Raw genomic sequence first — 26,330 nt, 5'->3', positions numbered from 1 at the left:
GTGCTTTCACGTCGACCCACACGCTCCGGTGGGAGGGGAGACGGGTGCATCACTCCAGCGGTTTCAAATCCGCCAGCAGCGTCGGGATCAATTCGGTCACCGTGGGATGGATATGCACCGTATGCATCATGGTCGTATAGGGCGTGCCCGCGGCCATCAGTTGCAGCAGCGAATGGACGATCTCGTCGCCGCCAATGCCCAATATCGCGGCGCCGAGCACCTGCTTGCTCTCGGCATCGACCAGCACCTTCATCAGCCCCTGCGTCTCCCCGCGCTCCTTCGCACGGCTGACACGCGCCATCGGCATCACGCCCATCAGCGCCTTGCGGCCTGATTTGCGCACCTCGGCCTCGCTCATGCCGATACGGCCCAGCGGCGGATCGATGAACAGGCCATAGACAGGAATACGCCCGGCAACCGAGCGCTTGCCGCCATCGACCACATTGTCAGCGACAATCTCGAAGTCATTGTAGGAGGTATGGGTGAAGGCGCCGCGCCCATTGACGTCGCCCATGGCCCAGATGCCCTTGACCTTGGTGCGCAGGTGGTCATCGACAGGAATATAGCCACGGGCATCGGTTTCGATACCGGCAGCGCCCAGGTTGAGGTCACCCGTATTGGGCGTGCGGCCCAAAGCCACCAGCAGGTGCGACCCTTCGATCGAGGCCAGGCGCTCGCCGCATTTGAGCGACAGCAGCACGCCATGTCCGGCCTTGGCCACCGCCTCCACCGTGGTTCCGAACATGAAGGTCACCCCTTCGGCTTCGAGGATGCCCCGGATGGCGGCCGAGACATCAGGGTCTTCGCGGCTGGCAGCGCGCGCGCCGCGCTCGATCACCGTGACCTTGGAGCCGAAACGCGCATACATCTGGGCGAATTCGAGCCCGATATAGCTGGCGCCGATAATGATGAGATGCCCCGGCAGGGTATCGACATTCATCATCGAGGTATTGGTGAGATAAGGCACGCTCCTGATGCCCGACCAGTCCGGCACGCTGGCTGTGGCGCCGGTATTGATAAAGATTTGCGGCGCGGTCAGCACCCGCTTGCCGACCTTGACCTCGCTTGATGACACGAAGCTGCCTTCGCCCTTGATATAGTCGAGTGTCTTCAGGCTCCCCAGCCAGTCGGTAAGGCTCTTGACCGAGGCCCCGACCACCTTGTCCTTGCGCGCCTTGACGGCCGCCATGTCGACCGTGACCGGCCCCTTGACCATGACGCCGAACTGGGCGGCGTGGCGGGCGGCCCAGGCGGCGCGGGCGCTGGCCACCAGCGTCTTGGTGGGGGTGCAGCCATCATTGACGCAGGTCCCACCCAGATGTTCGCGCTCGATCAGCGCCACGTTGCGTCCGGCCCCTGCCAGCTTCGCGGCCAGGAAGGGGCCGGACTGGCCTGCACCGATAACAATGGCATCGAATTGTTCCGACATGCTCGCCCCTCCAGATCGGCAGCAAGTCTATGACTATGCAAGGCAATATGCCAGCGGGAGATGAGCGCTACTGGGGAATTGGCACCATCCTTCCCACCCTCCGTCCGTCACGTCAGGGCTTGACCCGAGGGCTCTGCACTTGCGGTGCGTCGGGTAAGGGAAGTGTCCTCGGGTCAAGCCCGAGGATGACGATCTATGGAAGTGGCACCATCCCACCCCACGCTCGATGTCATCCCGGCCTTGAGCCGGGACCCATCCCGAGATCGCGCCACGGCCGCAAGGTGGATCAGGTCCGTTGGCAACGACCACCGGCCCACCCTCCCCTTGTGGGGAGGGAAGCGAGATAGGACTTAGCGTTTGCTAAGTCCGTGATCGAGCAGGGTGGGGGTGTCGAGCTCTCCAGGAACTTCGGAATCTGCGGAACCCTCGACACCCCCACCCTCATTCCCTCCCCACAAGGGGGAGGGAGGCGCATGACCGCATTCCAGGTTTCACTCGATGCTTTAGCATCTACCCCACCCCACCGGCGCCTCCCGCGGACTTGATCCGCGGGTCACTCTCCACACGGCACAAGCGGCGAGAGACCCCCGGATCAAGTCCGGGGGAAGCGACCGTGGGTGGAAGGACAAGGTGCCCACTTACTCATCTTATCCCCCTCCCCAAAACTACGAGTATCATCCTCCCCATCCCTCCGCATGGGCGGCCTGCAGGCGAACAGCGGCGGAAGGAGCCGGGTGCGGCTTCGCTGCTCGCACAGGTCCGAGTCCGGGCGGAAGCGTGTGCGCGACCCCCGTACTGCTCCAAAAACCGGCACCCCGGAGACGGCTTCCGTCTCATTCTAAAAATTACTCAGAGGCGTAAGCCGTCTCGGGGTTCGCCCATCCGCGGCCGCACTTGCGGTCCGCATTTGACAACCGCATTGCAGGCGGCGCTTCCGTATGTCCGATTGACACCGCCTCCCTCCCGGCTATGGTCCGCTCCGCATCCCAGCCAGGAATTTTCTCATGTCCCATACCGACCTCGCCAAGACCATCGATGACGCCTTCGAGGCGCGTGCCGAGATCAATTTCCACACCCAGGGTGCGGTGCGCGAAGCGGTCGGCGAGGCTTTGCGCCTCTTGGACAAGGGCGAATTGCGCGTGGCCGAGAAGGTTGATGGCACCTGGCAGGTCAATCAGTGGCTCAAGAAGGCCGTACTGTTGAGCTTCCGCCTCAACGACAACAAGCTGGTCGAGGGCGCTCCGGGCGGATCGCATTACTGGGACAAGGTGCCGACCAAGTTCGAGGGCTGGAGCGAGAATACGTTCCGCGAGGCCGGCTTCCGCGCCGTGCCGGGCGCGGTGGTGCGCAGCCCGGCCTTTATCGGTCGCAACGTCGTGCTAATGCCCAGCTTCGTCAATATCGGCGCCTATGTCGACGAGGGCACGATGGTGGATACCTGGGTCACCGTCGGCTCCTGCGCGCAGATCGGCAAGAATGTGCATATTTCGGGCGGCGTCGGCATTGGCGGCGTGCTCGAGCCGCTGCAGGCCGGCCCGGTCATCATCGAAGACAATTGCTTCATCGGCGCCCGTTCCGAAGTCGTCGAAGGCGTCGTGGTGGGCGAAGGCTCGGTCATTTCCATGGGCGTCTTCATCGGCGCCTCGACCAAGATCGTCGACCGCAATACCGGGGAAATCCATATCGGCAAGGTGCCGCCCTATTCGGTTGTCGTCTCGGGTTCGCTGCCCGGCAAGCCGCTGCCCAATGGCAATCCGGGGCCGAACCTCTACTGCGCCGTCATCGTCAAGACTGTCGACGCGCAGACCCGCAGCAAGACCGGGATCAACGACCTGCTGCGCGATTAGCAGGGACTCTGGCGGGGCAAGTGCGATTCACCTAGGATGATTGCGCCGGATGGGTCCCGGCGTATCCATTTCCGAGGGGGAACTCATGGATAATCTCGTTGCACTCTACACCACCACGGCAGGGCGCATTTCGCGCAAGAACTGGTGGATCGGCGTCGTCGGCATCATCGTGGCGAGCATCGTGCTCTCCATCATCCTGTCGCTGGTGGGCCTGAATGCGGCCTGGGCACAGTTGATCGTCTATGTGCTGCTGTTCTTTCCAAACTGGTGCATCGGCCTCAAGCGCCGGCAGGACCGCGACAATAATGGCATGGACTTCAAGATCCTGATGGGCGTGTCGGGCCTGCTGACGCTGGTCCAGGCCCTGGGCATCGGCGTCACCATGACCGATATGGGCAATGGCGTCGTCATGCCGGCGCCGGATGCGTGGCTGATGGTCCTTTACGGGCTGATGGGCATTTTCGGCATCTACATGCTGGTACAGCTCGGCTTCCTCAAGGGCACGCCGGGTCCGAACACCTACGGCGCCGATCCGCTCGGCTACGCCACGGCCTGAACCAAAGGACGGGACCTCTCGTGACGTCTGATATCGCGGACGATCCCGTCCACTTGCTCAAGCAACTCATCGCCTGCCCCTCGGTCACCCCCGAGACGGCAGGCGTCCTCGATGTGCTCGATGGCGCGCTCAGCGCCATCGGCTTCACCGTTCACCGCCTGCGGTTCGAGGGCGACGGCTCCTATCCCGTCGACAACCTCTTCGCCATAAGGGGCAAGAGCGGGCGACGGCTATTGTTCGCCGGCCACACCGACGTGGTGCCACCGGGCGACCTGGCCAACTGGACCAGCGACCCCTTCACCCCGCGCGAAGCGGACGGCAAGCTCTATGGCCGCGGCGCCGCGGACATGAAGTCGGGCATAGCGGCCTTCGTCGCCGCGGCGGCCGCCATCCCTGATGATGCCGGCACGATCATGCTCGCCATCACCAATGACGAGGAAGCCGACGCCATCAACGGCACCGACAAGCTGATGGTCTGGGCCGAAGAGCGACAGCTGCATTTCGACTTCGCCATTGTCGGCGAACCCAGCTCGGCGGCGCTGCTCGGCGACGGTATCAAGATCGGCCGGCGCGGCTCGCTTTCGGGCGTGATCACCGTTGCGGGCATACAGGGCCATGTCGCCTACCCCGACAGGGCCAACAATCCCCTGCCGGTGCTGGCGCGCATCGTCACGGCGCTGGATGCCAAGATCGACGGCGGCAGCGAGCATTTCCCCGCAAGCAATCTCGAAGTCACCTCGATCGATGTCGGCAATGGTGTCTCCAACGTCATTCCCGCGTCCGGCACCATCCGCTTCAACATCCGCTACAACGACCTGTGGACAGCGGAAACACTGGCCGACTGGGTGCGGACCCGCATTGCCGGCGTCGATCCTGCCGGCGCGACGATAAGTTTCGCGTTGGCCGGAACGCCATCGCGATCGTTCCTCTCGCCGCTGAGCGAGGATGTCGACCTGCTCTCTGCCGCCATCGCCGGCATTACCGGGCGCCGGCCGGACTTCTCCACCGGTGGCGGCACATCGGATGCCCGCTTCATCGCGCAATATGGCCCGGTGGTGGAATGCGGCCTGGTCGGCCCCTCCATGCACAAGGCGGACGAGCATATCGCCCTCGCCGACCTCGCCGGGTTGACCGATATCTACCGCACCTTCATGGTCCGCTTCTTTGGAGCATCGGCATGAAGATCTGGACTGCGCTGCGCAATGCCGCCAAGGGCTGGGTGCTGCTGCTGCGCGGCAATGCCGGCTGGCGCGAGCAGTTCACGCGCTCGGCAGCGGGGCTGGCAACAGCGCTCGCCATCTTCATCTTCATTGTCTTCCTGACCGTCATCATCGTGGCCATCGGCACCGACATACCAGGCCTGTTCGCCATCCTGGCGGGCATGTTCGCCCTGTCCCTGCCGCTGGTTTCCATGGCGCTTGTGCTCGCCGGCACACGCATGGCGCTCGGCGTCGCCGGGCCGACTTACGACGTGCTGGTGCCCGGCACCTATGCGCTCATGGGTTTCATCGTCGTCGAAGGCCTGCTGGCGAGCCTCTTCGGCGGGCCGATCGTGGTGGTGAGCTGGCTGGCTTTGGGCTATCTGCTCTATCGGCTGGCGCGGGCCGCAACCGGCTGGCATGCCGGCATTTCTATTGGCTTTGCAGTTTTGACCGTGCTGCTGCTTGTCGCCATGCGACAGGCGCTCTACATGCTGAGCAGCATTGCCGGTTCTCCCTCCTGATCATCGAGACAAGCCCTTGGCCCAACCGACCACGACCTTCCTCGATGAATTGATGTCCGCCGCCCGCGGCTGCTTTGCCCTGCTTGTTGGTAACCGGCAGGCGCCATCCTATTTCGATTTCAGCCAGCGCGGGCTGGTCGGCAGCCTCATCGCCACGGTGATCGGCATCGGCCTGGCCGGCTTCGGCCCACTGCTGACCGGCATCGACCTGCCATCGGGCTCGGCGACACAATCGGTCGTGGTCAATGGCGTGCTGTTCGTCGCCCAGGCGGTCACGGCATTCGTCGCCCTGCGACAGATGGGGCGGCAGGATGGATTCATCCCTTATCTCGTCGCGTCCAACTGGGTGACGCTGGCCTCGGCCGTGCTGTTGCTGATCTCGACCATGCTCGGCGCGCTGGGCTTCATCGTGCTGGTGCTGGTGGTCATCCTGGCGCTGGCGAGCTTCATCAATATCGGCCGCTTCATCGTCACGCTGACGGCGCTGCAGATCGGCATCCTGTTCATTTCGCAGGCCGTGGGCGTGTTCCTGGCGCTGGCTGTGCTGGCCGTGATCATCGGCCCGGCGCCGCCCCCGGTCTAGTAATCGACCCTGGTCAGGTAGAGCCCCGATGACGGGGCCATGGCTCCGCAGCGACGCCGGTCCCTGGCGTCAAGCGCGGCGCGGAAATCTGATGGCGACCACTTGCCCTCGCCCACCAGCTTGAGCGAGCCCACCATGGAGCGCACCTGGTGATGCAGGAAGCTGCGGGCACTGGCCGATATCACGATATGGTCCAGCTCCCGCCGCACCGAAAACTTATCCAAGGTCCGCAAAGGCGAGTTAGCCTGACACTCCGATGAGCGGAACGTGGTGAAGTCATGAGTACCCAGGATCAGGCCGGCTGCATGATCCATGGCATCGGCATCCAGCTCCATGGGCACGTGCCAGACATGATCGCGCTCGATGACAGCAGGCGCGCGGCGGTTGAGGATGCGATATTCGTAATGCCGCGCCCTGGCCGAGAACCTAGCCTCGAAATCATCGCCCACCGCCTCGGCCGCAATGATCGCCACGGGGTCGGGTCGCAGGTGATAATTCAGCGCCTCGCGGATACGGAACGGGTCCCAGGTCTTGCCCAGGTCGAAATGGGCCACCTGCCCCAGCGCATGCACGCCCGCATCGGTGCGCCCCGCCGCCTGGGTCGTCACCGTCTCGCCCGACATCCCGTAAATGGCCTGCTCCAGCGCCTGCTGCACGCTGGGCCGGTCGGCCTGGCGCTGCCAGCCCGAGAAAGGCGTTCCGTCATATTCGATAGTGAGCTTATACCTGTGGGCAGAAATGGGAGGGACCCTTGGCTCTGGTTAGAAAATTCGAACGACTGGATACCGAACGTACCCAGCTTCAGGATGAGGTGGAAGCAAAGTACGCCGTGTTTGAGCGAGACGGCCGAGGTTTTGTGCAGATCAATACCTACGGACGCGCGGATCGGAAATTGCCCGGCAAACTCTCACAGACCATTCAATTGGATCGCGAGGGTGCTGAGGCTTTGGTTGCCATACTTAAAAAGGCATTTGCCCTTAGCTGACAGTCGGCGGCAGCGTCCCGGCCCCGCGCAGGAAAGTGGCGGCATCCATGGCGCCCTTGCCTTCGCGCTGCAGCTGGGTCAGGCGCACCGCGCCGCTGCCGCAGGCAATGGTCAGGTTGTCGAGCAGCGTGCCGGGCGCACCGGCGCCCTGCCCCAGGGTCGAGCGCAGGGCCTTGATACGGACCGGCTTGCCGCCCAGTTCCAGCTCGAACCAGGCGCCCGGGAACGGCGACAGGCCGCGAATGTGGTTATGCACCTCGTCCGCCGGGCGCGACCAGTCGATGCGGGCCTCGGCTTTCTCGATCTTTTTCGCGTAGATGGCGCCCTCTTCGGGCTGCGGCTTGAAATCGAGGCTCCCGCGCTCCAAAGCGGCCAGCGCCCTTCCCATCAGGTCGGCGCCGACACGCATCATCTGGTCATGCAATTCGCCGGCCGTCATGTCCGGGCCGATGGGGATCATGTCGATCAGCGCCACCGGGCCGGTATCGAGCCCCTCATCCATCTGCATGACCATAACCCCGGTCTCCCGGTCGCCCGCCATCACCGCACGCTGGATCGGCGCTGCACCGCGCCAACGCGGCAGGAGTGAGCCATGCAGGTTGAGGCAACCGAATTCGGGCGCGTCGAGAACGGGCTTGGGCAGCAGCAGGCCGTAGGCCACGACCACACCCACTTCCGCGCCGTGGCTGGCAAAGATGATCTGCTCGGCCTCGCCCTTGAGCGATTTCGGCGTGAAGACCGGAATGCCGAAGCCCTCGGCCGCCAGATGCACCGGCGACTTGCGCTCCTCCTGGCCACGGCCCGCCGGCTTAGGCGCGCGGGTATAGACCGCGACGACCTCGTGGCCGGCAGAGACGATTTCAGTGAGGGTAGGAACGGAAAATTCCGGCGTGCCCATGAAGACGACGCGCATTGGCAAACTCCTGGGCACGACCTCGCCCTTCGACAGGCTCAGGATGAGGTCTACTGGAAACTCGGCGACCTAACAGCAGCCCTCATGGTGAGCTTGTCGAACCACGAGGGCGTGGCACTAGCCCGCCCGCTTGGCTGCCTTGTCGAATTTCTTGATGACGCGGTCGCGCTTCAGCCGGCTGAGATAGTCGATATAGAGCACGCCATCGAGGTGATCGAGTTCGTGCTGAATGCAGACGGCCAGCTTGCCCTCGGCCTCGCGCACCACTTCCTTGCCGTCGAGATCGGTATATTTCACCGTGACCTCGTTGGGGCGCTCGACCTCGTAATAGAGCTCGGGAATGGACAGGCACCCTTCCTCGGTCACCTGCATCTGCTCGCCGAAATGGGTGATTTCAGGGTTGATCAGCACCATCGGATCGGGCTCTTCGCCTTCCGGCGCCAGGTCCATGACCACAATGCGCTTCATCACCCCGATCTGCGGCGCGGCCAGCCCGATGCCGGGCGCGTCATACATGGTGTCCAGCATATCCTTGGCCAGCGTCTTGATCTCGTCATCGACCTCGATGATCGGGTCGGCAACAGCGCGCAGGCGCGCATCGGGAATGACGAGAATGGGGCGTACAGCCATGATAAAAGGTCCGGCAGAAGGGGTTTGCCTCTCGATATGGTATTTGCCGCGCTGCGGTCAACTCTTGTGGTCAGCGAAAGAGAACATTATGCGAACACGCGAATCGCGGTAAGATGCGCGGATGGATAGTGTGCTCTTCGTGCTTGGCGATTTCCCCGTGACGCTGGCACAGGTCAGTATTGGGGGTGTCGCCCTGGCTGGCCTGCTGCTGCTTGGCGTAACCATCGCCATCATGCGCGCCAGCGCGCGGCGGACCGTCGAGGCCGGCGCGGAACTGGCCGATCAGTTGCAGGCGGGCCTGGTGGCCCAGATCGGCGAACGCGATCGCCGCATCCAGGACCTGGATCACCAGGTGCGTGTCGAGCGCGAACGTGGTGCGGACCTGCTCGATCGTGAGCGCGAAAAGAGTGCCGAACTGCTGGCCGACGCCGCCGCCCTCAAGGCGCGGCTGGCCGAACAGTCGGCGCAGTCGGAGGCCAACCTGGCGCGCTTTCTCAACGCCCGCCAGCAGATGACCGACGAATTCAAGGCGATTGCCGGGGATGTGCTCAAGACCCAGAGCGAGACCTTTACCCGGCAGAACCGCGAGCAGGTCGATACGCTGCTCAAGCCGCTCAACGAGAAGATCGTCGAATTCCATACCGGCATGATCAGTGACCGCGCATCGATGACCGAGCAGATCAGGGCGCTGGCGGCGAGCAATCTGCAGATCACCACCGAAGCCAACAATCTCACGCGGGCGCTCAAGGGCAATTCGCAGATGCAGGGCGCCTGGGGAGAGATGATCCTCTCGACGATCCTGGAAGGCTCGGGCCTGCGCGAGGGCGAACAGTTCATCACCCAGCAGAGCCATACGGGTGAAGACGGCAGCCGCGTGCGGACCGATGTCGAAGTTCTGATGCCCAACAATGACCGGCTGGTCATCGACTCCAAGGTCTCGCTGACGGCGTTTGCTGCCTATACGAGCAGCGAGGACGAGGATCGGTCGATGCATCTGCAGGCCCATATCGCTTCGATCCGCAGCCACATCAAGACGCTCGGCGACAAGAGCTATCAGCGGCACGCGCAGTCCAAGATGGACTTCGTGATGATGTTCGTGCCCATCGAGTCGGCGCTGGCCACCGCCATCCAGCAGGATGCGAGCCTGGTGGAATTCGGCATGAGCCGCGGGGTGATGCTGGCGACGCCGACCACGCTGATGACCGTTCTGCGCACGGTGCGCAATGTTTGGGACATCGAAAAACGCCACCAGAATGCCGAGCAGATCGCCGAGCGGGCCGGCGCGCTCTATGACAAGGTGGTGGGGTTCCTGGTCACCATGGACAAGGTCGGCAGCAATCTCGAACGGGCCCAGCAGGGCTTTGCCGATGCCCGGGGGCAATTGGCCACGGGCAAGGGCAGCGTGGTGCGGCAGGTGGAGATGCTGCGCGAACTGGGGGCCAAGTCGAACAAGCAGCTTCCGGCCGGCTGGGACAACGGCGACGACGACATGCCCAAGCTGCGCCTGGTGAACGAGGACCCGGGCGACCTTTCCTGATCATTGTTATCGAACCGGTTGGGGCGCCGCGCGTTCTGCCTTGGTCAATCGAGCCAAGGGAGACTGATATGGCCCAGCATCACGACCATCACGGCACCATGGTGCCGCAGGATACAAATTTCGATAATGCCGACCAGCCGGGCATTGCGCAGCCCTATACGCAGAGCGAGGTGGAAGACCTGCTCTATGGCGACGACCGCTCGGCCAGCGAAAGACTGGCCCGCCTCAAGGAGTTGCGCGACGAGGCGACGATCCGTGAAAGCGGCGACTGGGGCGGCCAGGACCCGGCTGCCATGCTGGACGAGTTGGACCGGGCTATCGACGAATTGAGCGCCACCATCGCCAATGGCGATGACGGGGAGGCCTATGCGGGGCTTGCCACCAATTTCGACAATGACCCGGCCGACCGGCTCGATGCCCTGTCGCCTGACGACGAGGACGCAAGGCACGCCATTGAAAGCGACGAGGACGAGGCTTTCTTCGACGAAGACGACGAAGAGGACAACAGCATGGAGGACGAAATCTGGGATGGCGGGGACGAGTTCAGGACCGACCCTGACCTGCACTGACTAGATTTCGGTACGGGCCTTGAGGGCCTGGCTGAGGGTGCCTTCGTCGAGATAGTCGAGCTCGCCGCCGACGGGGACGCCGTGGGCGAGGCGGGTGACTTTAGTGCCCGAGCCGGCCAGGCGGTCGGTGATATAGTGGGCGGTGGTCTGGCCTTCGACGGTGGCGTTGATGGCCAGGACTATCTCCTTGAACTCACTTGCTCTTTTCAAGAGGTCATCGATGGAGATGTCGTCGGGGCCGACGCCGTCGAGGGGGGAGAGGACACCGCCCAGGACGTGGTAGCGGACGGCGCCGACACCAGCGCGTTCGAGGGCCCAGAGGTCGGCGACATCTTCGACCACGATCAGCATGCCGCTTTCGGCGCGGCGCGGGTCGGCACAGATGGTGCAGGGGCTGACCGTGTCGACATTGCCGCAAATTTCGCAGGTTTTAACGGCACTTACGGCCCGGTCGAGAGCGGCCGAAAGCGGGATCATCAGCTGATCCTTCTTCTTGATCAGCTGCAGGACGGCACGGCGGGCCGAGCGCGGGCCGAGGCCCGGCAGGCGGGCCAGGAGCTGGATGAGCTGTTCGATTTCGGGGCCGCCGGAAGCCATTTTCGCGTTCACACCTTGCCCGAATTGGTTAGCAGACTGTTAGCATCGACGCGCCGGACGCGTGAAAATCAGAACGGGAATTTCATGCCCGGCGGAATGGGAAGGCCGGCGGTGACCTCGGCCATCTTGCGCTGCATCTCGGCTTCCGATTTCGCCTTGGCATCGGCATGGGCAGCGATGATCAGGTCCTCGAGCACTTCGACATCGTCTTCCTTGAACAGGGTCGGATCGATCTTCACGCCCTTCATGTCGCCCTTGCCTGAAAGAGAGACCACGACCATGCCGCCGCCGGAGCGGCCTTCGACCACGAGATCGGCAAGCTCGGCCTGCATGGCCTCCATCTTACCCTTCATCTCGCCGGCGGCCTTCATCATACCCATGATGTCTTTCATTCGTCGTCCTCTTCAGGTGGGGGCGGAGCCAGATCGGGCTCGACGGCAGTAGCGTCGTCGCGCACCGTCACATTGACCAGTTTAGCCCCGGGAAATGTGTCGAGTATGGCCTTGACCAGCGGATCGTCATGCGCGGCGGCCTGGGCGGCCTGCTGGCGCTGCACGGCCTCCTGCCGGATGGTGAGGCCCTCGGGCGGCTTGCTGGACACATTGACCAGCCAGCGCTGGCCGGTCCAGAGCTGGAGACGCGCCGAGAGCGTGGCGATCATGCCGGGATCGGCGCCATCGGCGAGGGCGACTTCGATACGGCCCTGTTCGAAGGAGAGCGGGCGCATCTGGCTTTCGAGCGCCAGCTTGACCAGCACGTCGCGCTTGGCGCCGGCCAGAGCAATCAGCTCCTTGTAGCTGGCGACGGTGGCGAGGGCAGCCTGGGCCTGCGGCGCGGCGGGCTGGGCGGCGACAGCTTCGGTGGCCAGCGGACGCGGGGCCTCGACGCGCAGGGCCGACGGACCGCCGCCGCCGGAGGGGCCACGATTGATCGGCGCACTCGGCGGCAGGCTCGGGGCGGGCGCAGGCTGGTTGGTCAGCCGGGCGATGAGATCGTCGGGGCTGGGCAGGTCGGCGGCATAGGCCAGGCGGATCAGCGCCATTTCGGCGGCCTGCAGGCCATTGCTGGCGCGGGCGACCTCGTCATAGCCCTTGAACAGGATCTGCCAGGCGCGGGTGAGCGCGCGCATGGGCAGCTTGCCTGATAGCTCGGCGCCGCGATGGCGCTCGTCGGGGGTGAGCGAAACATCGTCGGCCGCAGCCGGGACGACCTTGATGCGGGTGACCAGATGGGTGAAATCGGCGAGGTCGGCGACCAGGGTCTGCGGATCGGCGCCCATGTCGTAGAGGGCGCGCATGGTTTCGATGGCCTCGCCGATCCGGCCGCCCATCAATTCCTCGAAGAGGTCGATGATGCGGGCGCGGTCGCCCAAGCCCAGCATGGCCTTAACCGTGGCTGCGGTGACCGTGCCATTGCCGTGGGAAATGGCCTGATCGAGCAGGCTCAGATTGTCGCGGGCCGAGCCTTCGCCGGCGCGGACGATCATGGCCAGGGCTTCGGGCTCGAAGGAGATGCCCTCCTGCCCAAGGATCGATTCGAGATAGGCCGTCATGATCTCGGGCGTGATGCGGCGCAGATCGAAGCGCATGCAGCGGCTCAGGATCGTCACCGGCACCTTGCGGATTTCGGTAGTGGCGAAGATGAACTTTACATAGGGGGGCGGCTCTTCGAGGGTCTTGAGCAGGCCGTTGAAGGCTGCCGTCGAGAGCATGTGGACTTCGTCGATGACGTAGACCTTGTAGGACGCCGAAGACGGCGCGTATTTCACCGAGTCGATGATCTCCCGGATATCGTTGATGCCGGTATTGCTGGCGGCGTCCATCTCGATGACGTCGACATGGCGGCCCTCGATGATGGCGCGGCAATGCTCGCCCTCGACGCTGAGATCGAGCGTGGGATGGGGACCGGTGGCATCTTCATAGTTGAAGGCACGGGCGAGGATGCGGGCCGTCGTGGTCTTGCCGACGCCGCGCACGCCGGTGAGGATGAAGGCATGGTGGATGCGGTTCTGCGCGAAGGCATTGCCCAGCGTCTGCACCATGGCATCCTGGCCGACAAGCGTAGTGAAGTCGCGCGGCCGGTATTTGCGGGCGAGGACGAGATAGGGCGAAGTCGGTGCATCAGCCATTCTGCCCTCCATCGCCTCGTATTGCCGGGAATCTGCCTTGGGTCATGCTGCGACCATAGGGCAATGCCATAGGTTCCGCAAAAGGCCAGAGGCCGTTCCGCGCCGTCAAATGCCAAGTTTGAACAGTTGAGTAGGAGGCTGGCAACGACCCGTGAAGGTCTCGTTGGGGCTGCTTCCTTCCGGACCTGACCCGGTTGGCGAGGAACACGTCCGCGCCAACCTCCCGGAGCGGTATATGAGGGGAAAAAGGGGCAGATGCAAGGCCTCAGGGGGCGAAGAGCCGAGTAGCGCAGAGCCAATGGATGGCTCAAGCCCCCTCATCCGCCCTTCGGGCACCTTCTCCCACGAGGGGAGAAGGGGACTCCGTGGCTGCTGGATGTATAGCCGTGATAAAGATACGCCGATCTTCGACACGTAAATCGATCTTGTCGCCAGCCGCGCACCCAAGCTCCGCCATCATGGAGTCAGGGATCAATACGACCGTCTCGCCATCAATTTCCATGAACACAGTCTGCATGGCCGGACGATAGCACGCAGCCAACTGAGTGCCAATTCAGCTGTCTGTTCCGGCCAAGACTTAAAGCTGCTTCAGTATGCGAGCCGGGACGCCGGCCGCGAGAGTATCGGCGGGAACACTGCGGCTGACGACGGCGCCGGCGGCGATGACGGCGTTGTCGCCGATGGTGACGCCGGGAAGGATGGTTGCCGCAGCGCCGATCCAGACATTGTTGCCGATGATGATGGGTTTGGCGACGATGCCGTTGCGGCGCTCGGATGGCGAGACCGGGTGTCCGGCGGAGACGAGGTTGACCTTGGGGCCGATCATCACGTCGTCGCCGATGGCGATGCCGCCCATATCCATGAAGTGGCAGCCCTGGTTGATGAAGACATTGCGGCCGATGGTGATGTTGAGCCCGCAATCGGTCGAAAAGGGCGGGATGACCATGAAGCGCTCGCCGACCGGCTTGCCGATGAGTTCGGAGAAGGCGGCGCAGAGGCCATCGAGATCATCGAAGCCGATGTCGCTGAGCCGGGCCGAGAGGCGGACGGCGCGCTGGACGTTTTCGAAGCGGACACGGCCTTCGGCCGAACGGGCAGGATTGGTCATCGATCATTCCGGGGTGAGTCGGAACGCATGATAGTGCGGGAACGAAAAAACCTCCCGTGGCGTGTCGAATGAATATGCCGGCATTCGTCGTATAGGCATGGAACGCTGATCCCGGAGAACTGCCATGACGCCGACAATTACCGCCTTTGCCAGCTCGCCCGATCGCGGCGCCGGGCTGTCGCGCGACATGAGGGTGCGCTGGGCCTTCGAGGAAGTCGGGCAAAGCTATAATGTGCGGCTCGTCACGTTCCAGCAGATGAAAGAGCCGGCGCATCTGGCGCTGCAGCCCTTTGGACAGATTCCCACCTATGAAGACGGCGATCTGGCGCTGTTTGAGACCGGCTCGATCCTGCTGCATATCGCGGAAACCCATCCGGGCCTGCTGCCTGATGACGCCGATGCCAGAGCGCGGGCCATTACCTGGATGTTCGCCGCCGTGGGCACGGTGGAGCCGCCCATATTGGAGCTGCAAACCGCCAAATTCGCCGAGGGCCAGGAAAGCTGGAGGGAACAGCGCATGCCCCTGGTCCTGGATCGCATCCGGGTCCGGCTGGCCGAACTGGCCCGGCGGTTGGGCGAGAGCGAGTGGCTGGACGGCGCCTTCAGCGCGGCCGATATCATGATGGTGCATGTGCTGCTGCGGGTGAAACCCTCAGGCCTGCTGGACGAGTTTGCCAATCTTGCTGCCTATTGCGCCCGCGCGCAGGCGCGGCCGGCCTATCAGCGGGCGTTTGCCGCGCAGCTGGCGGTGGCCACCGGAGGCTGAGGCCCCTGCCCCGGTAAACCATAGTTTCATGGGACTGCGGACTCCGCCTGCCCTGCCGCGTTAAGGTTTCGTCAACCATAAGCGGGAGGCGGAAATGCGGGTTCCATCCGTGGGGCTGAGCCGGGACGAGCGCCATATCGTGGCGGAGGGCTATCGGCTGGCAGAATATATGCTGCGCAATTATGAGGACAAGCCGAGCTTGGGCGTCACGATTGGCGGGTGGCTGGAGCGGTTGCGCGTGATGGTGCTGGCGCGGGACTGAGCTTTATTTGGTGTCGTGAATAGGCTCTTTGCCTGTGGCCCACCCCCACCCTTGATCCCTCCCCACAAGGGGGAGGGAGACGATGAACACGGGCCTCCGAGCTGGCGCCTCCCTCCCCTTGATGGGGAGGGATTGAGGGTGGGGTGACGAGCCCGCCACGATTTCGAGATGAACCCTCGATACCCCCTCCTAGCTTTGCCATGGCCCTACGGGCCAGGCGACGCTACCCTCCCCTCAAGGGGGAGGGTGAGCATCTTGCTCCCTTTGCACGCGAGCAATTACTGCCGCTCGGGTTCGTACCCTCTAGGAGGGTGCACCAGCGTGACCAGCACGACCGAGATCAGCATCAGCAGATACCAGGAGCCCAGCTTGCTCCAGCTGACCAGGGTCCAGCCATCTGTTTGGTCGGGGTAGATCCAGGCGCGGGACCAGGTGCCGATGTTTTCGGCGATCCAGATGAAGAGCGCGACCAGCAGGAAAGCCAGCAGCATGGGCATGCGGTGGCGGAAGCGGAAGACGCGGTAATGCATGGTGCTGGGCAGGTAGAGGGCAGCGAGGACGGCGAAGAGCAGCCAGCGGAAATCGAAGATGAAATGGTGGCTGAAGAAGTTCACGTAGATGGCCAGGGCCAGCAGCACCGTGGCCCAGACCGGGGGATAGCGCGTGAAGGTAATGTCGAAGATGCGCTGGATGCGGGCCATGTAGGAGCCGACACAGGCATACATGAAGCCGGAAAAGAGCGGCACGCCGCCGAGGCGGAACAGGGCATCCTCGGGGTAGATCCATGAACCGGCCGCTGTCTTGAACAATTCCATGCCGGTGCCGACAAGGTGGAAGATGAGGATGACCTTGGCCTCGTTCAATGTTTCGAGGCGGAGGGCCAGCATGGCACCCTGGATGAGCAGGGCGGCGAGGAACCAGGCGTCGTAGCGGGCGAGGCCGATATCGGGCCACCACAGGCGGGTGACGAGGATCATGCCCAGCATGAGGCCGCCGAACAGGCAGGCCCAGGCCTGCTTGAGGCCGAAGACCACGAATTCAACGAGGCCATCGGCCAGTGGTCCACGCGGCAGGCGCGCGAGGACGGCATGCGCCGCCGCATCGATCCGCGCTTCCAAAGTCGTGAACTGGTTCAAGCCCGGTGCCCTTGCTCGGATCGCCCGGGCTGGTTATGCCCTGTCGAAGATTTCGGAATTATGGCGGTGCTTCGCATGACCAGACGTCGTCCCACTTCGTTGCGCACTTCGGTCGAAGACGTCGCCGCCTCCAAGCGTGCGCCGCAGACGCCGCAGACGCAATCGGCCGCCTTCCGGCTGGCCTTTGCCGACGACGAATTCATGACCTCGGAAGATACGCGGGGCGTGCGCTTCCAGCTCGAATATCTCAAGCCCGAATTCCGGCTGCGCGAGCGGGGAATCAATTCAACCGTGGTGCTGTTTGGCGGGGCGCGCATTCCGGCACCGGGGCAGCCGGCCTGGGCGGCCAAGAACGAGACGCAGAAGCGCAATCTCGAAGCGGCGTCGCGCTATTACGACGAGGCGCGGCGCTTCGCGCAATTGGCCTCGTTTACCTCCAAGGCGCAGGGCTTCACCGATTATGTGGTGGTGACCGGCGGCGGGCCGGGCGTGATGGAGGCGGGCAATCGCGGAGCGGCCGATGTGGGAGCGCCGTCGATCGGGCTCAATATCGTCTTGCCGCATGAGCAGGCGCCGAACCTTTATGTGACGCCGGAGCTGAGCTTCAACTTCCACTATTTCGCCACGCGCAAGATCCACTTCCTGATGCGTGCCAAGGCGGTGGCGGTGTTTCCCGGCGGGTTCGGCACGCTGGACGAATTCTTCGAGACGCTGACGCTGATCCAGACCGGGCGCATGGACCGGGTGCCGCTGCTGCTGTTCGGCGCGGAATTCTGGAGCAAGGTCATCAATTTCGAGGCGCTGGCGGAAGCCGGCACGATCGCGCCCGATGATCCCAAGCTGTTCAATATCGTCGATACGGCCGAAGAGGGCTGGGACATCGTGCGGCAGTTTTACAATCTGCCCGAGATTGATGAGGTGTTGCGGGGGGACTAAGCCCCCGCCCGCTACTTGCTTTCGCTGGCCGGATAGACGCCGAGGACGCGGAAGTGGTCGGTGAAGAAGCCGAGTTCCTCGAAGGCGAACTGGACGGCCGGATCGGCGGGGTGGCCTTCGATATCGGCGTAGAACTGGGTGGCGGTGAAGGCGCCGCCGACCATGTAGCTTTCGAGCTTGGTCATGTTGACGCCATTGGTGGCGAAACCGCCCATGGCCTTGTAGAGCGCGGCGGGCACGTTGCGCACGCGGAAGACGAAGGTGGTCTTGACCTTGCCGCTGCCGGCCGGGGCTTCCTGCTTGTCGCGGGAGAGGACCAGGAAGCGCGTGGTGTTGTGGTCGGCATCCTCGATATTGGAGGCGAGCACGGTGAGGCCGTAGATGTCGGCAGCAAAGCGGGAGGCGATGGCGGCGACGGATGGGTCAGCCTTTTGCGCCACTTCGCGGGCCGAGCCGGCGGTGTCGACGGCATTGATGGTGCGGAAGCCGTGTTCGGTGATGAACTTGCGGCACTGGCCGAGGGCGACCGAGAGCGACTGCACGGCCTTGATATCGGACATGGTGGCGCCGGGCACGCCGAGCAGGTTCATCTCGACGCGCAGGAAGGTCTCGCCGATGATATTGAGACCGCTTTCGGGCAGCAGGTGGTGAATATCGGTGATGCGGCCATAGAGCGAATTTTCCACCGGGACGACGGCATAGTCGGCGCGGCCGGACTGCACGGCATTGATGGTTTCCTCGAAGGTGACGCAGCCGATCGCTTCTTCGCCGGGGAAAACGTTGGAGGCGGCGGCATGGCTGAAAGCGCCGGGCTCGCCCTGAAAAGCGATCTTCTTGGTCATCGAAAGGTCCATAGCTGGTAGGCGAATGGCTTTTGAACCCCGGGGGAGGCGGAGTCAATTGAAGCGGGTGGAGGAGGGCTCCACTCTGGGGGAGGCATTCCTGCCATTCGGGCGTAGGCCTTCGCCGGGGCAGGCTCCGACGTCTTGGCCTTGTGGCCTAAATTGTTCCACTCCAGGGAAGCGTTCCTGCCATTCGGGCGTAGCCCTCATGGCCTTCTCACCTCAAATCGCTCCACTGGAGCGATTTGCCCTGTGGGACGGTTCGAAGTGTCGCAGGCGGCTTTTGGATGGTTGCGCCCGCTTCGCCTAGCGACTATCTTCCGCCCGCGTCGGGCCGCTCCGTTGAGGCGATTTTCCCCTGGGACTATCGAAAGTCGAGCCGGGTTCGACTACAAGTCCACAGGGGATGGACCGGCAGAGAGACCAAATGGATTCGTTCGAGCTTAACAAGATCATGGGCGCCGTGCTCGGCACGCTGTTGTTCGTCATGGGTGCCGGCTTCGTCGCCGACGCCATCTACCATCCCATCGAGGGGCGTGGACCGGGCTATGCCCTGCCGGAGCCGGAAGTCGTCGACCACGGCGCCGCCGTGGCGGAAGCCGAGCCGGAAGTGCCGCTGGGGCTGCTGCTGGCCAGCGCCGACCCGGCCAAGGGCGCCAATGCCGTCAAGAAGTGCCAGTCGTGCCACAATTTCGGTGAGGGCGAGCCCAACAAGCAGGGTCCGCATCTCTATGACGTGGTCGGCCGCGCCGAAGGCTCTGTGCCTGACTTCTCCTATTCGGATGGCATGATGGCGCATAACGCCGCCGGCGATACCTGGACCTATGAGAACCTCAACCACTTCCTGACCAAGCCGAGCGACTATGTGCCCGGCACCAAGATGAATTTTGCCGGTATCCGCACCGCGGAGGAGCGCGCCGACATCCTGGCCTACCTGCAGACGCTGTCGGGCTCGCCGGTGCCGTTCCCGGCCGCCGAAGAAGGTGCGCCCGCCGAAGGCGACGCCGCTGCTCCGGCAGAGGAAGCCGCTCCCGCGGCTGATGCCGAGGCCGCTCCGGCCGCCGATGCCGCGCCGGCCCCTGAGGCTGCTCCCGCGGCCGAGGCACCGGCTGAGGCTCCCGCTGCGGCGCCGGCCGAGGCTCCTGCAGCCGAGCCGGCAACCGTGACGGAAACGCCCGAAACCACTTCGACGGAAACGCCGGTGGAAGGCACGCCGACCACGACCGCGCAGTAATCGCGCCAGACCGGATTTGAACAGGAGCCGCGCCCGCAAGGCGCGGCTCTTTGCTTGAGGAGGAGTTCATCATGCTGCTACTGCACCTGTCCGATGTTGACGAGGCGAGCTGGGCCGCAAAGCTGAAATCGGCGCTGGCCCCCTACCCTGTGGTGCAGAGGGGTGATGATTTCGACCCGGCCGAGGTGCGCTATATCTTCGTGTGGAAACCGAAGCCGGAGGCGTTCGACGGGCTAAGCGGGCTCAAGGCCATCCTGTCGCTGGGGGCGGGCGTGGATGCGCTGCTCAAGCATCCGAACCTGCCCGATGCGCCCATCGTGCGGTTTGTCGATGCGGACCTCAGCCAGCGCATGAGCGACTATGTGGTGGCGCATGTGACCATGCATCACCGGCTCTATACGCGGTTTCGCGCCGACCAGAAGGCGCGGCGCTGGAGCCAGCTCTATCCGCCGGCGGCGTCGGAAACCACGGTCGGCATCATGGGGATGGGCGTGTTGGGGCAGGATGCGGCAGAGCGGCTCAAGCCGCTGGGCTTCACGCTGCGCAGCTGGAGCCGGACGCCGAAACAGATCGAGGGCGTCGAGGGTTTTGCCGGGATGGAGACGTTCGATGCGTTTCTTGGCGGCACCGACATTCTGGTGAACCTGTTGCCGCTGACGCCAGAAACCACCGGCATTCTCAATTACGAGACTTTTGGCAAGCTGCGGCGCGACCGACTCGATGGTGGGCCTGTCATCGTCAATGCGGCGCGGGGCGGGCATCAGCGGGAGGCCGATATCGTCAAGGCGCTTGGCGATGGCACACTGGGGGCAGCAAGCCTCGATGTGTTCGAGACCGAGCCGCTGCCGGCGACGAGCCCGCTCTGGGGAATCGAGAATTGCTATGTGACCCCGCATATCGCCGCGATCAGCAATGAGGCGACCGGGGTGGCGTATTTTTCGCGCATCATCCACGAGCACGAGGCGGGCAAGCCGCTGGTGAATGTGGTGGATCGCGGACGGGGATATTGACGCGAATGTCATTCCGCGGTGACCGCGTCGAGCGATAAAGCTGTCAGTGAACTGATTCCGAGAGCCCATGAACGACACATCCGCGCCGGACAGACCCAAACTTTATGACAGGCTGAAACTCGCCACCAAGCACCGCCTTGCCGAGCCTATCCTGGCGCTGCTGTGCTTTCTCGAAGCGATGATCCTGCCGATCTTCCCGGAGATCATGCTGGCGCCGATGATCGTGGCGGACCGGCGGCGGGCCTGGCGGCTGGCGGCGATCTGCACGATCGCGTCGGTGGTGGGCGGGCTGGCGGGTTATGCCATCGGCTATTTCCTGTTCGACAGCGTGGGCAAGGCCATCATCGACTTCTATGGCGCGGGCGATGGCTTTGCCTCGCTGCGGCAAAGTTTTAATGACAACGGCCCGTTGATGATCATCATCGGGGCCATCTCGCCCATACCCTACAAGGTCATCACCATTACCAGCGGCGTGGCGGGGCTCGATCTGTGGACCTTCGTGATCTACGGGCTGATCGGTCGCGGGTTGCGCTATTTCGTGCCGTGCGGGCTGTTTTTCTTCTTCGGTCGGGTGGCCAACGAATTCATCGAGAAGCACAAGGCGGTTGCAGGCTGGGGCATGCTGGTGCTGGTCATCCTGGGCTTTGCCATGGCGCCGCTGCTGTTTCCCAAGGCGGGCACCGAGCAGGTGCAGGAGGCGGTGGAGGTTATCGACCAGGCGACGCCTGACGAGTTCATCCTGCCTGCGCTGCAGCCGGACCTACCATTAAACTAGGGCGACGCGGGGCCATCGCTGATCCAGCCCTGCTCACAGGGGAGTGTTTGGGCGTTTTGCCTTCTCCCCTCGTGGGAGAAGGTGCCCGAAGGGCGGATGAGGGGGTTGGTTCCACGAGCATTGAAGCATGGGAGGGCGCAGCCCCCTCACCCGGAAATCCGCTGAACGCGGATTTCCACCCTCTCCCGCGGGGGGAGAGGGGTAGGCCGGCTACATGCGTCCAGGGTCACCCACCTCAAGGGGGTCGAGCCATACATCCGGCGGCCTACCGGACTACAGTTCCAGCGCCCAATATTGCCCGTTGAGGTCCACGCCGAAGGAGTGGTGCTTTTCCTCGCGGATCAATTGGAAACCGGCGGCCTGATAGATGCGGCGGGCCGAGACCAGGCAATCCTGGGTCCAGAGAATGACGCGCTGGTAGCCCGAGGCGCGGGAGAAGCGGACGGCTTCCTCGACGAGGCGCTTGCCGATGCCACGGCCGCGAAAGGCGGGTTCGGTATAGAGCATGCGGAGCTGGGCGGTGCCGGCTTCTTCAGCCGGGATGATGAAGACCGAACCAGCGATCTCGCCATCCTGCTCGGCGATGAAAAGGGATTTGGGTGGCGTGGCGGGGGCGGCTTCGTATTCGGCATAGATGCGGGTGATGAGCGTCTCGAACTCGCCATTCCAGCCCTGTTCGAGATGGTAGAGCAGGCCCTGGCGATGGATGAGCCAGCCGATATCGCCGACGCGATGGGGGCGCAGGACGAGCGGGGTATCGCCGGGCTCGGCCAGCAGTGCCTCGATGCGGCGCATGGCGCTGACGAGGTCGCGCCGACCGAATTCATCCAGTGGCTCGAGCAGGCCGCTGACGACGGCGGCATCGCTCATCTCGTTGAAGCGGCGATAGACCGCATCGCCTTCCGGGGTCAGGGCCAGGGGCGTGGAGCGCTTGTCGGCGCCGCGCGGCAGCACGGCGACAACGCCCTGATCGACCAGCCGCAGAATGAGGCGGCTCATCTGGCCGCGATCCATGTCGAGACTGCCCGCAATGGCCGCCGAGGTGGCACGGCCGCGCTTGCCCAGCTCGTAGATCACCCGGGCCTCGGCGAGGCCGAAGGCGCTTTTATGCATGCCCTCTTCGAGCAGGCCGATGATTTTAGTGTAGAAGCGATTGAAGGCGCGGACCTGCGCAATATCGGCGGGATTGACGGACATGGGCCCGACTCCGGGAGGTGACTGCTGATATAGTCAACCAAATCGTTGTCATAGTCAACTATATCGCTGTTTCAGCACACCATAGACGGCGCGGATGCCCTGGTCGGTGCCGCCCTGGCTGCGGCCGGGGCGGGCTTCGGGGGCCCAGCCATAGATATCGAGATGGACCCAGGCACCGGCATTGGCGACGAAGCGGCGCAGGAACAGGGCGGCGGTGACCGAGCCGGCAAAACCGCCGGTGGCAGCGTTGTTCACATCGGCAATCTTGGAACTCATCATCGAATCGTAGGGCGACCAGAGGGGCATGTGCCACAGGGGATCGTCGCTGGTGGTGCCTGATGCCATGAGGGCGCGAGCGAGGGTATCGTCGGTGCTGTAGAGCGGCGGCAGATCGGGGCCGAGGGCGACGCGGGCGGCACCGGTCAGCGTGGCCATGTCGAGGAGGAGTTCGGGCTTTTCCTCATCGGCGAGGGCCAGCGCGTCGGCGAGGATGAGGCGGCCTTCGGCATCGGTATTGCCGATTTCGACGGTGAGGCCCTTGCGGGATTTGAGCACGTCGCCGGGGCGGAAGGAGGCGCCGGCAATGGCGTTTTCGACGATGGGGATCAGTACGCGCAGGCGGACGCGCAGTTTTGCCGAGACGATGGCATGGGCGAGGCCGAGCACGTTGGCGGCGCCACCCATATCCTTCTTCATGATCAGCATGCCGGAAGCGGATTTGATGTCGAGGCCGCCGGTATCGAAGGTGACGCCCTTGCCGACCAGCGTCACCTTGGGATCGCCGGCCTTGCCCCAGGTGAGGTCGACGAGGCGCGGCGCCTCGGGACTGGCGCGACCGACGACGTGGATCATCGGGAAATTGGCCTTGAGCAGGGCATCGCCTGCGGTGACCTTGATGTCCATCTTGCGGGATTTGGCGAAGGCGCGGATTGCGGCCTCGAAGGCGTCGGGGCCGAGGTCATTGGCCGGGGTATTGATGAGGTCGCGCGCCAGGGTAGCGGCTTCGACCAGGTGCGTGACTTCGGCTGGGCCGGGATCGGCAAGGGTGGGCGCGGGCTTGCCCTGGCGGTAGCGATCGAAGCGATAGGCGCCGAGACGGAAGCCGAGGGCGGCGAGATCAGGATCGGCCAGGGCGCCTTCGAGGCGATAGGCGCCTGACGCGAGGGCAGCGCCGGCAAGGCCTGTGACCAGAGCCGGCCGGGTGTCGGCTTCGCCCGTGCCGAAGAGAAAGGCATCGACCGCCCCACCCTGCCCCGGCAGCGCCAGCAGGCGCCCGCGCTGGCCGGAAAAGCCGTTGGCCTGGGCCCAGGCTGCGTGGGTCGCGGACAGATTGGCGGCGGCGAGCCCACCCTCTTCGACGCAGATGAGGGGCAGGACGGGGGCTTTGGGCATGGTGGACTCCGGGGTGTTGCTGCTGTTGTAGCGGGGCCGGAGAGTCGCGGCAACGCGGGGCTGGAAGCTACCCTGTGCACCTCGCAGCCGCTTCGCTTTAACCGGCTGTTAGGGTTAATGATTTATTGCAGGGGCATGCTGTCGCTGAACCGCCTTGTGAGACCGTTGCGCGTGTTGCTGCTGGCCGGGGTGGCCGCGGTGGCGATCAGCGCCTGCGCGTCGAACCGGGGCAGCATGCCCTCGCCGGACTACTCCGGCATGGCGGCGGGCCAGAGCCAGCAAAGCCTGGGCGAGCTGACGGCACGCTACAAATCCAATCCCAAGGACAAGGGTGTCGCCATCCATTATGCGGCGGCCCTGCGCGCGGTGGGGCAGAGCCAGCAGGCCGTGTCGGTGCTGGAAATCAGCATGGCCCAATACCCCGGCGACGTCGATATCTCCGTGGCCTATGCCAAGGCGCTGACATCAGATGGCCGGTTCGACCAGTCGCTGCAGGTGCTCGACAATGTGATCCGCCCCGAAGCGCCGGACTGGAATGCGCTGCTGGTCAAGGGCGCGACGCTCGACCAGGTCGGCCGCAACCAGGAGGCGCGGGCGCTGTATGCGCAGGCGCTGGTATTTGCGCCGGGCGAGGCCTCGATCGAGGCGAATATGGGCCTCAGCTACGCCATGACCAAGGAATTGCCGGCCGCCGAGCAGCATTTGCGCCGGGCGGTGCAGATGCGCGGCGCGACCAGCCAGATCCGCCAGAACCTGGCGCTGATCGTGGGGCTGCAGGGGCGGTTCGAGGAATGCCGGGCGCTCTATGCGGCCGAATTGCCGCCGGCGCAGGTGGAGAGCAACATGGCCTATGTGCGGGCGCTGCTGACCCAGCAGAACCGCTGGGACCTGATCGAGCAAGGCTGACCCGGCGCCATGGCGACAGAGAAAATCAGCCGCTGGAACATGCACAAGTTTCCCATCACCAGCCAGATGGAATATCGCAAGGCGCGTCGGGCCGAAGCGCAGGCGATCATCGACAAGAATGCCCAGATCGCCAACGGCTTCGCCGCGATCAGCAAGAACCGGGTTGCCGAAGAGGGGAACCTGTTCTCGCGCATCGCCATGGAGCGGATGGGCCAGAAAGTCTCCAAGCGCGCCTGACTGCCAATGGCGCTCAGCCGCCGCCCATGGCGCTGGAAACCGGGCTGCCGAAGACCTTGATCATGGCCGGGGCCATGATGACGATGAACAGCACCGGCAGGAAGAACAGGATCAGCGGCACGGTGAGCTTGGGCGGCAGCGAGGCGGCCTTCTTTTCGGCTTCCATCATGCGCTGCTCGCGGCCTTCCTCGGCCATGACGCGCAGGGCCTGGCCCACCGAAGTGCCGTAGCGATCGGCCTGGATGAGGGCGGTCATGACCGACTTCACGCCATCGAGGCCGGTGCGGCGGCCCAGATTGTCATAGGCGCGGCCGCGATCTTCAAGGAAGGACAGTTCGGCGGTGGTGAGGGTCAGTTCCTCGGCCAGTTCGACGCTCTGGGCGCCGATTTCCTTGGCGACGCGCTTGAAGGCGTGTTCCATCGACATGCCGGCCTCGACGCAAAGCAGCATCAGATCGAGGCAATCGGGCCAGGCTCTCTTGATGGAGGCCTGGCGCTTGGTGGTGGTGTTCTTGAGCAGCAGATTGGGCAGGTAGGCGCCGAGCAAAGCGGCGCCGACGGCATAGGTGACATTGAGATAGAGCGGGCGGCCGCCGGGGGCCAGCACCAGCAGATAAACCGCGCCCAGCGCGAAGACGACCAGGGGCGTGACGAAGCGCATGAAGAGGAAGGTGGTCAGGTGCCCCTGCCCGCGGAAGCCGGCCATGGCGAGCTTGTCGACCGTGGCATCATCCTGGAACGCCTTCTTGAGATCGAAGCGCTCCACGACGTTCTTCATATAGGTCTTGGTTTCGCCGTTGCGCCTGATGCCGCGGCTATCGGAAGCGGCGATGCCACCGCCGCGCAGGCGGGCCATTTCCTCGGCGCGCATCTTCTCGCGCTCCAGCGCCACCCGCTTGATGCGGTCGCGCATCTCGGACTTGACGATGAAGCTGGAGCCGAAGGTGAACACCACGGCCGCGGCCGACACGGCAGCCAGCACGGAGATGAGGAATTCCCGCTGGGTCAGAAGCTCGACGAAATTCATGGCGA

Annotated in this window: 29 protein-coding genes and 1 other RNA gene; 16 read left to right on the top strand and 14 right to left on the bottom strand. The window is 64.2% G+C overall.

Annotation, left to right across the window (positions count from 1 at the left end):
* Positions 1 to 49 precede the first annotated feature (49 nt).
* Positions 50 to 1,429: an FAD-containing oxidoreductase gene (locus FPZ08_RS21080; protein ID WP_146292592.1), complete on the bottom strand. Its 1,380-nt coding sequence runs from the start codon at positions 1,427 to 1,429 to the stop codon at positions 50 to 52.
* A 1,004-nt stretch (positions 1,430 to 2,433) separates the two neighbouring features.
* On the opposite strand from FPZ08_RS21080, the gene dapD reads away from it, so the two are divergent.
* From dapD to FPZ08_RS21055, 5 genes are all read left to right on the top strand, one after another.
* Entirely contained in the window at positions 2,434 to 3,276 is an 843-nt protein-coding gene (gene dapD / locus FPZ08_RS21075) for a 2,3,4,5-tetrahydropyridine-2,6-dicarboxylate N-succinyltransferase (RefSeq protein ID WP_146292590.1), read from the top strand.
* 85 nt (positions 3,277 to 3,361) lie between these two features.
* Complete coding sequence (locus tag FPZ08_RS21070; RefSeq protein ID WP_186767121.1) at positions 3,362 to 3,832, top strand: DUF805 domain-containing protein; 471 nt, start codon at positions 3,362 to 3,364, stop codon at positions 3,830 to 3,832.
* Positions 3,833 to 3,852: 20 nt separating this feature from the next.
* On the top strand, positions 3,853 to 5,013 hold the full coding sequence (gene dapE, locus FPZ08_RS21065) for a succinyl-diaminopimelate desuccinylase (protein ID WP_246132747.1): 1,161 nt from the start codon (positions 3,853 to 3,855) through the stop codon (positions 5,011 to 5,013).
* A complete protein-coding gene (locus FPZ08_RS21060) occupies positions 5,010 to 5,555 on the top strand; it encodes a hypothetical protein (RefSeq protein ID WP_146292586.1) in 546 nt (181 codons plus the stop codon). The genes dapE and FPZ08_RS21060 overlap by 4 nt, the downstream gene beginning before the upstream one ends.
* Positions 5,556 to 5,571: 16 nt before the next feature.
* Positions 5,572 to 6,138 carry a hypothetical protein gene (locus FPZ08_RS21055; protein WP_146292584.1) on the top strand — a complete coding sequence of 189 codons (567 nt, stop codon included), beginning with the start codon at positions 5,572 to 5,574 and terminating at the stop codon, positions 6,136 to 6,138.
* On the opposite strand, the gene truA is transcribed toward FPZ08_RS21055, so the two are convergent.
* Entirely contained in the window at positions 6,135 to 6,878 is a 744-nt protein-coding gene (gene truA, locus FPZ08_RS21050) for a tRNA pseudouridine(38-40) synthase TruA (protein ID WP_146292582.1), read from the bottom strand. The two genes, FPZ08_RS21055 and truA, sit on opposite strands and share 4 nt — an antisense overlap.
* An 11-nt stretch (positions 6,879 to 6,889) precedes the next feature.
* Here truA and FPZ08_RS21045 point away from each other — a divergent pair, with 11 nt between their 5' ends.
* Positions 6,890 to 7,123: a methionyl-tRNA formyltransferase gene (locus tag FPZ08_RS21045; RefSeq protein WP_146292580.1), complete on the top strand. Its 234-nt coding sequence runs from the start codon at positions 6,890 to 6,892 to the stop codon at positions 7,121 to 7,123.
* On the opposite strand, the gene fmt is transcribed toward FPZ08_RS21045, so the two are convergent.
* Complete coding sequence (fmt, locus tag FPZ08_RS21040; protein ID WP_146292578.1) at positions 7,116 to 8,036, bottom strand: methionyl-tRNA formyltransferase; 921 nt, start codon at positions 8,034 to 8,036, stop codon at positions 7,116 to 7,118. The two genes, FPZ08_RS21045 and fmt, sit on opposite strands and share 8 nt — an antisense overlap.
* A gap of 117 nt (positions 8,037 to 8,153) precedes the next feature.
* The gene (gene def, locus FPZ08_RS21035) at positions 8,154 to 8,666 is read right to left on the bottom strand and encodes a peptide deformylase (protein ID WP_146292576.1); all 513 of its coding nucleotides are present in this window, start codon (positions 8,664 to 8,666) and stop codon (positions 8,154 to 8,156) included.
* 121 nt (positions 8,667 to 8,787) lie between these two features.
* Between def and FPZ08_RS21030 the strand changes: the two genes are divergently transcribed.
* The gene (locus FPZ08_RS21030; RefSeq protein ID WP_146292574.1) at positions 8,788 to 10,203 is read left to right on the top strand and encodes a DNA recombination protein RmuC; all 1,416 of its coding nucleotides are present in this window, start codon (positions 8,788 to 8,790) and stop codon (positions 10,201 to 10,203) included.
* 68 nt (positions 10,204 to 10,271) lie between these two features.
* Positions 10,272 to 10,772: a hypothetical protein gene (locus FPZ08_RS21025; RefSeq protein WP_146292572.1), complete on the top strand. Its 501-nt coding sequence runs from the start codon at positions 10,272 to 10,274 to the stop codon at positions 10,770 to 10,772.
* On the opposite strand, the gene recR is transcribed toward FPZ08_RS21025, so the two are convergent.
* The 5 genes from recR to FPZ08_RS21000 form a co-directional block, all read right to left on the bottom strand.
* Positions 10,773 to 11,369, bottom strand: a complete 597-nt coding sequence (gene recR / locus FPZ08_RS21020) for a recombination mediator RecR (RefSeq protein WP_146292571.1) — start codon at positions 11,367 to 11,369, stop codon at positions 10,773 to 10,775.
* A 68-nt stretch (positions 11,370 to 11,437) separates the two neighbouring features.
* Positions 11,438 to 11,761 (bottom strand): YbaB/EbfC family nucleoid-associated protein, encoded by a 324-nt coding sequence (locus tag FPZ08_RS21015; RefSeq protein ID WP_146292569.1) that lies wholly within the window; start codon positions 11,759 to 11,761, stop codon positions 11,438 to 11,440.
* Entirely contained in the window at positions 11,758 to 13,497 is a 1,740-nt protein-coding gene (locus FPZ08_RS21010; RefSeq protein WP_246132746.1) for a DNA polymerase III subunit gamma/tau, read from the bottom strand. Before FPZ08_RS21010 ends, FPZ08_RS21015 begins: the two co-directional genes overlap by 4 nt.
* A gap of 129 nt (positions 13,498 to 13,626) precedes the next feature.
* An RNA gene (gene ffs, locus FPZ08_RS21005) (signal recognition particle sRNA small type) lies at positions 13,627 to 13,722 on the bottom strand.
* A 352-nt stretch (positions 13,723 to 14,074) separates the two neighbouring features.
* Positions 14,075 to 14,605, bottom strand: a complete 531-nt coding sequence (locus tag FPZ08_RS21000; RefSeq protein ID WP_146292565.1) for a sugar O-acetyltransferase — start codon at positions 14,603 to 14,605, stop codon at positions 14,075 to 14,077.
* A gap of 124 nt (positions 14,606 to 14,729) precedes the next feature.
* Between FPZ08_RS21000 and FPZ08_RS20995 the strand changes: the two genes are divergently transcribed.
* Positions 14,730 to 15,371 (top strand): glutathione S-transferase family protein, encoded by a 642-nt coding sequence (locus tag FPZ08_RS20995; RefSeq protein WP_146292563.1) that lies wholly within the window; start codon positions 14,730 to 14,732, stop codon positions 15,369 to 15,371.
* Positions 15,372 to 15,465: 94 nt separating this feature from the next.
* A complete protein-coding gene (locus FPZ08_RS22100) occupies positions 15,466 to 15,633 on the top strand; it encodes a hypothetical protein (RefSeq protein ID WP_186767119.1) in 168 nt (55 codons plus the stop codon).
* A 278-nt stretch (positions 15,634 to 15,911) separates the two neighbouring features.
* Here the strand turns inward: FPZ08_RS22100 and FPZ08_RS20990 are convergent, their stop codons facing one another.
* Entirely contained in the window at positions 15,912 to 16,769 is an 858-nt protein-coding gene (locus FPZ08_RS20990; protein ID WP_146292560.1) for a DUF817 domain-containing protein, read from the bottom strand.
* Positions 16,770 to 16,844: 75 nt separating this feature from the next.
* Between FPZ08_RS20990 and FPZ08_RS20985 the strand changes: the two genes are divergently transcribed.
* On the top strand, positions 16,845 to 17,705 hold the full coding sequence (locus FPZ08_RS20985; protein WP_425457559.1) for an LOG family protein: 861 nt from the start codon (positions 16,845 to 16,847) through the stop codon (positions 17,703 to 17,705).
* 11 nt (positions 17,706 to 17,716) lie between these two features.
* Here the strand turns inward: FPZ08_RS20985 and FPZ08_RS20980 are convergent, their stop codons facing one another.
* Entirely contained in the window at positions 17,717 to 18,547 is an 831-nt protein-coding gene (locus FPZ08_RS20980) for a prephenate dehydratase (RefSeq protein ID WP_146292556.1), read from the bottom strand.
* 427 nt (positions 18,548 to 18,974) lie between these two features.
* Between FPZ08_RS20980 and FPZ08_RS20975 the strand changes: the two genes are divergently transcribed.
* The 3 genes from FPZ08_RS20975 (at position 18,975) to FPZ08_RS20965 (ending at position 21,566) form a co-directional block, all read left to right on the top strand.
* On the top strand, positions 18,975 to 19,781 hold the full coding sequence (locus FPZ08_RS20975; RefSeq protein WP_146292554.1) for a c-type cytochrome: 807 nt from the start codon (positions 18,975 to 18,977) through the stop codon (positions 19,779 to 19,781).
* A 71-nt stretch (positions 19,782 to 19,852) separates the two neighbouring features.
* Complete coding sequence (locus FPZ08_RS20970) at positions 19,853 to 20,791, top strand: 2-hydroxyacid dehydrogenase (RefSeq protein ID WP_146292552.1); 939 nt, start codon at positions 19,853 to 19,855, stop codon at positions 20,789 to 20,791.
* A gap of 67 nt (positions 20,792 to 20,858) precedes the next feature.
* Entirely contained in the window at positions 20,859 to 21,566 is a 708-nt protein-coding gene (locus tag FPZ08_RS20965; RefSeq protein WP_146292550.1) for a YqaA family protein, read from the top strand.
* A 273-nt stretch (positions 21,567 to 21,839) separates the two neighbouring features.
* Here the strand turns inward: FPZ08_RS20965 and FPZ08_RS20960 are convergent, their stop codons facing one another.
* Together FPZ08_RS20960 and FPZ08_RS20955 are read right to left on the bottom strand one after the other, a co-directional pair.
* The gene (locus tag FPZ08_RS20960) at positions 21,840 to 22,763 is read right to left on the bottom strand and encodes a bifunctional helix-turn-helix transcriptional regulator/GNAT family N-acetyltransferase (protein WP_146292548.1); all 924 of its coding nucleotides are present in this window, start codon (positions 22,761 to 22,763) and stop codon (positions 21,840 to 21,842) included.
* A 54-nt stretch (positions 22,764 to 22,817) separates the two neighbouring features.
* Positions 22,818 to 24,155, bottom strand: a complete 1,338-nt coding sequence (locus FPZ08_RS20955) for a leucyl aminopeptidase family protein (RefSeq protein ID WP_146292546.1) — start codon at positions 24,153 to 24,155, stop codon at positions 22,818 to 22,820.
* A gap of 135 nt (positions 24,156 to 24,290) precedes the next feature.
* Here FPZ08_RS20955 and FPZ08_RS20950 point away from each other — a divergent pair, with 135 nt between their 5' ends.
* Positions 24,291 to 25,061: a tetratricopeptide repeat protein gene (locus FPZ08_RS20950; protein ID WP_146292544.1), complete on the top strand. Its 771-nt coding sequence runs from the start codon at positions 24,291 to 24,293 to the stop codon at positions 25,059 to 25,061.
* A 9-nt stretch (positions 25,062 to 25,070) separates the two neighbouring features.
* Positions 25,071 to 25,298 (top strand): hypothetical protein, encoded by a 228-nt coding sequence (locus FPZ08_RS20945; RefSeq protein WP_146292542.1) that lies wholly within the window; start codon positions 25,071 to 25,073, stop codon positions 25,296 to 25,298.
* Positions 25,299 to 25,311: 13 nt separating this feature from the next.
* On the opposite strand, the gene FPZ08_RS20940 is transcribed toward FPZ08_RS20945, so the two are convergent.
* Complete coding sequence (locus FPZ08_RS20940) at positions 25,312 to 26,325, bottom strand: type II secretion system F family protein (protein ID WP_146292540.1); 1,014 nt, start codon at positions 26,323 to 26,325, stop codon at positions 25,312 to 25,314.
* Positions 26,326 to 26,330 lie beyond the last annotated feature (5 nt).

Origin of the sequence: Devosia ginsengisoli (assembly GCF_007859655.1) — a bacterium.
Taxonomy (GTDB): domain Bacteria; phylum Pseudomonadota; class Alphaproteobacteria; order Rhizobiales; family Devosiaceae; genus Devosia; species Devosia ginsengisoli.
The sequence above is the reverse complement of the archived record's forward strand: the minus strand, read 5'-3'. Positions and strand labels throughout refer to the sequence as shown.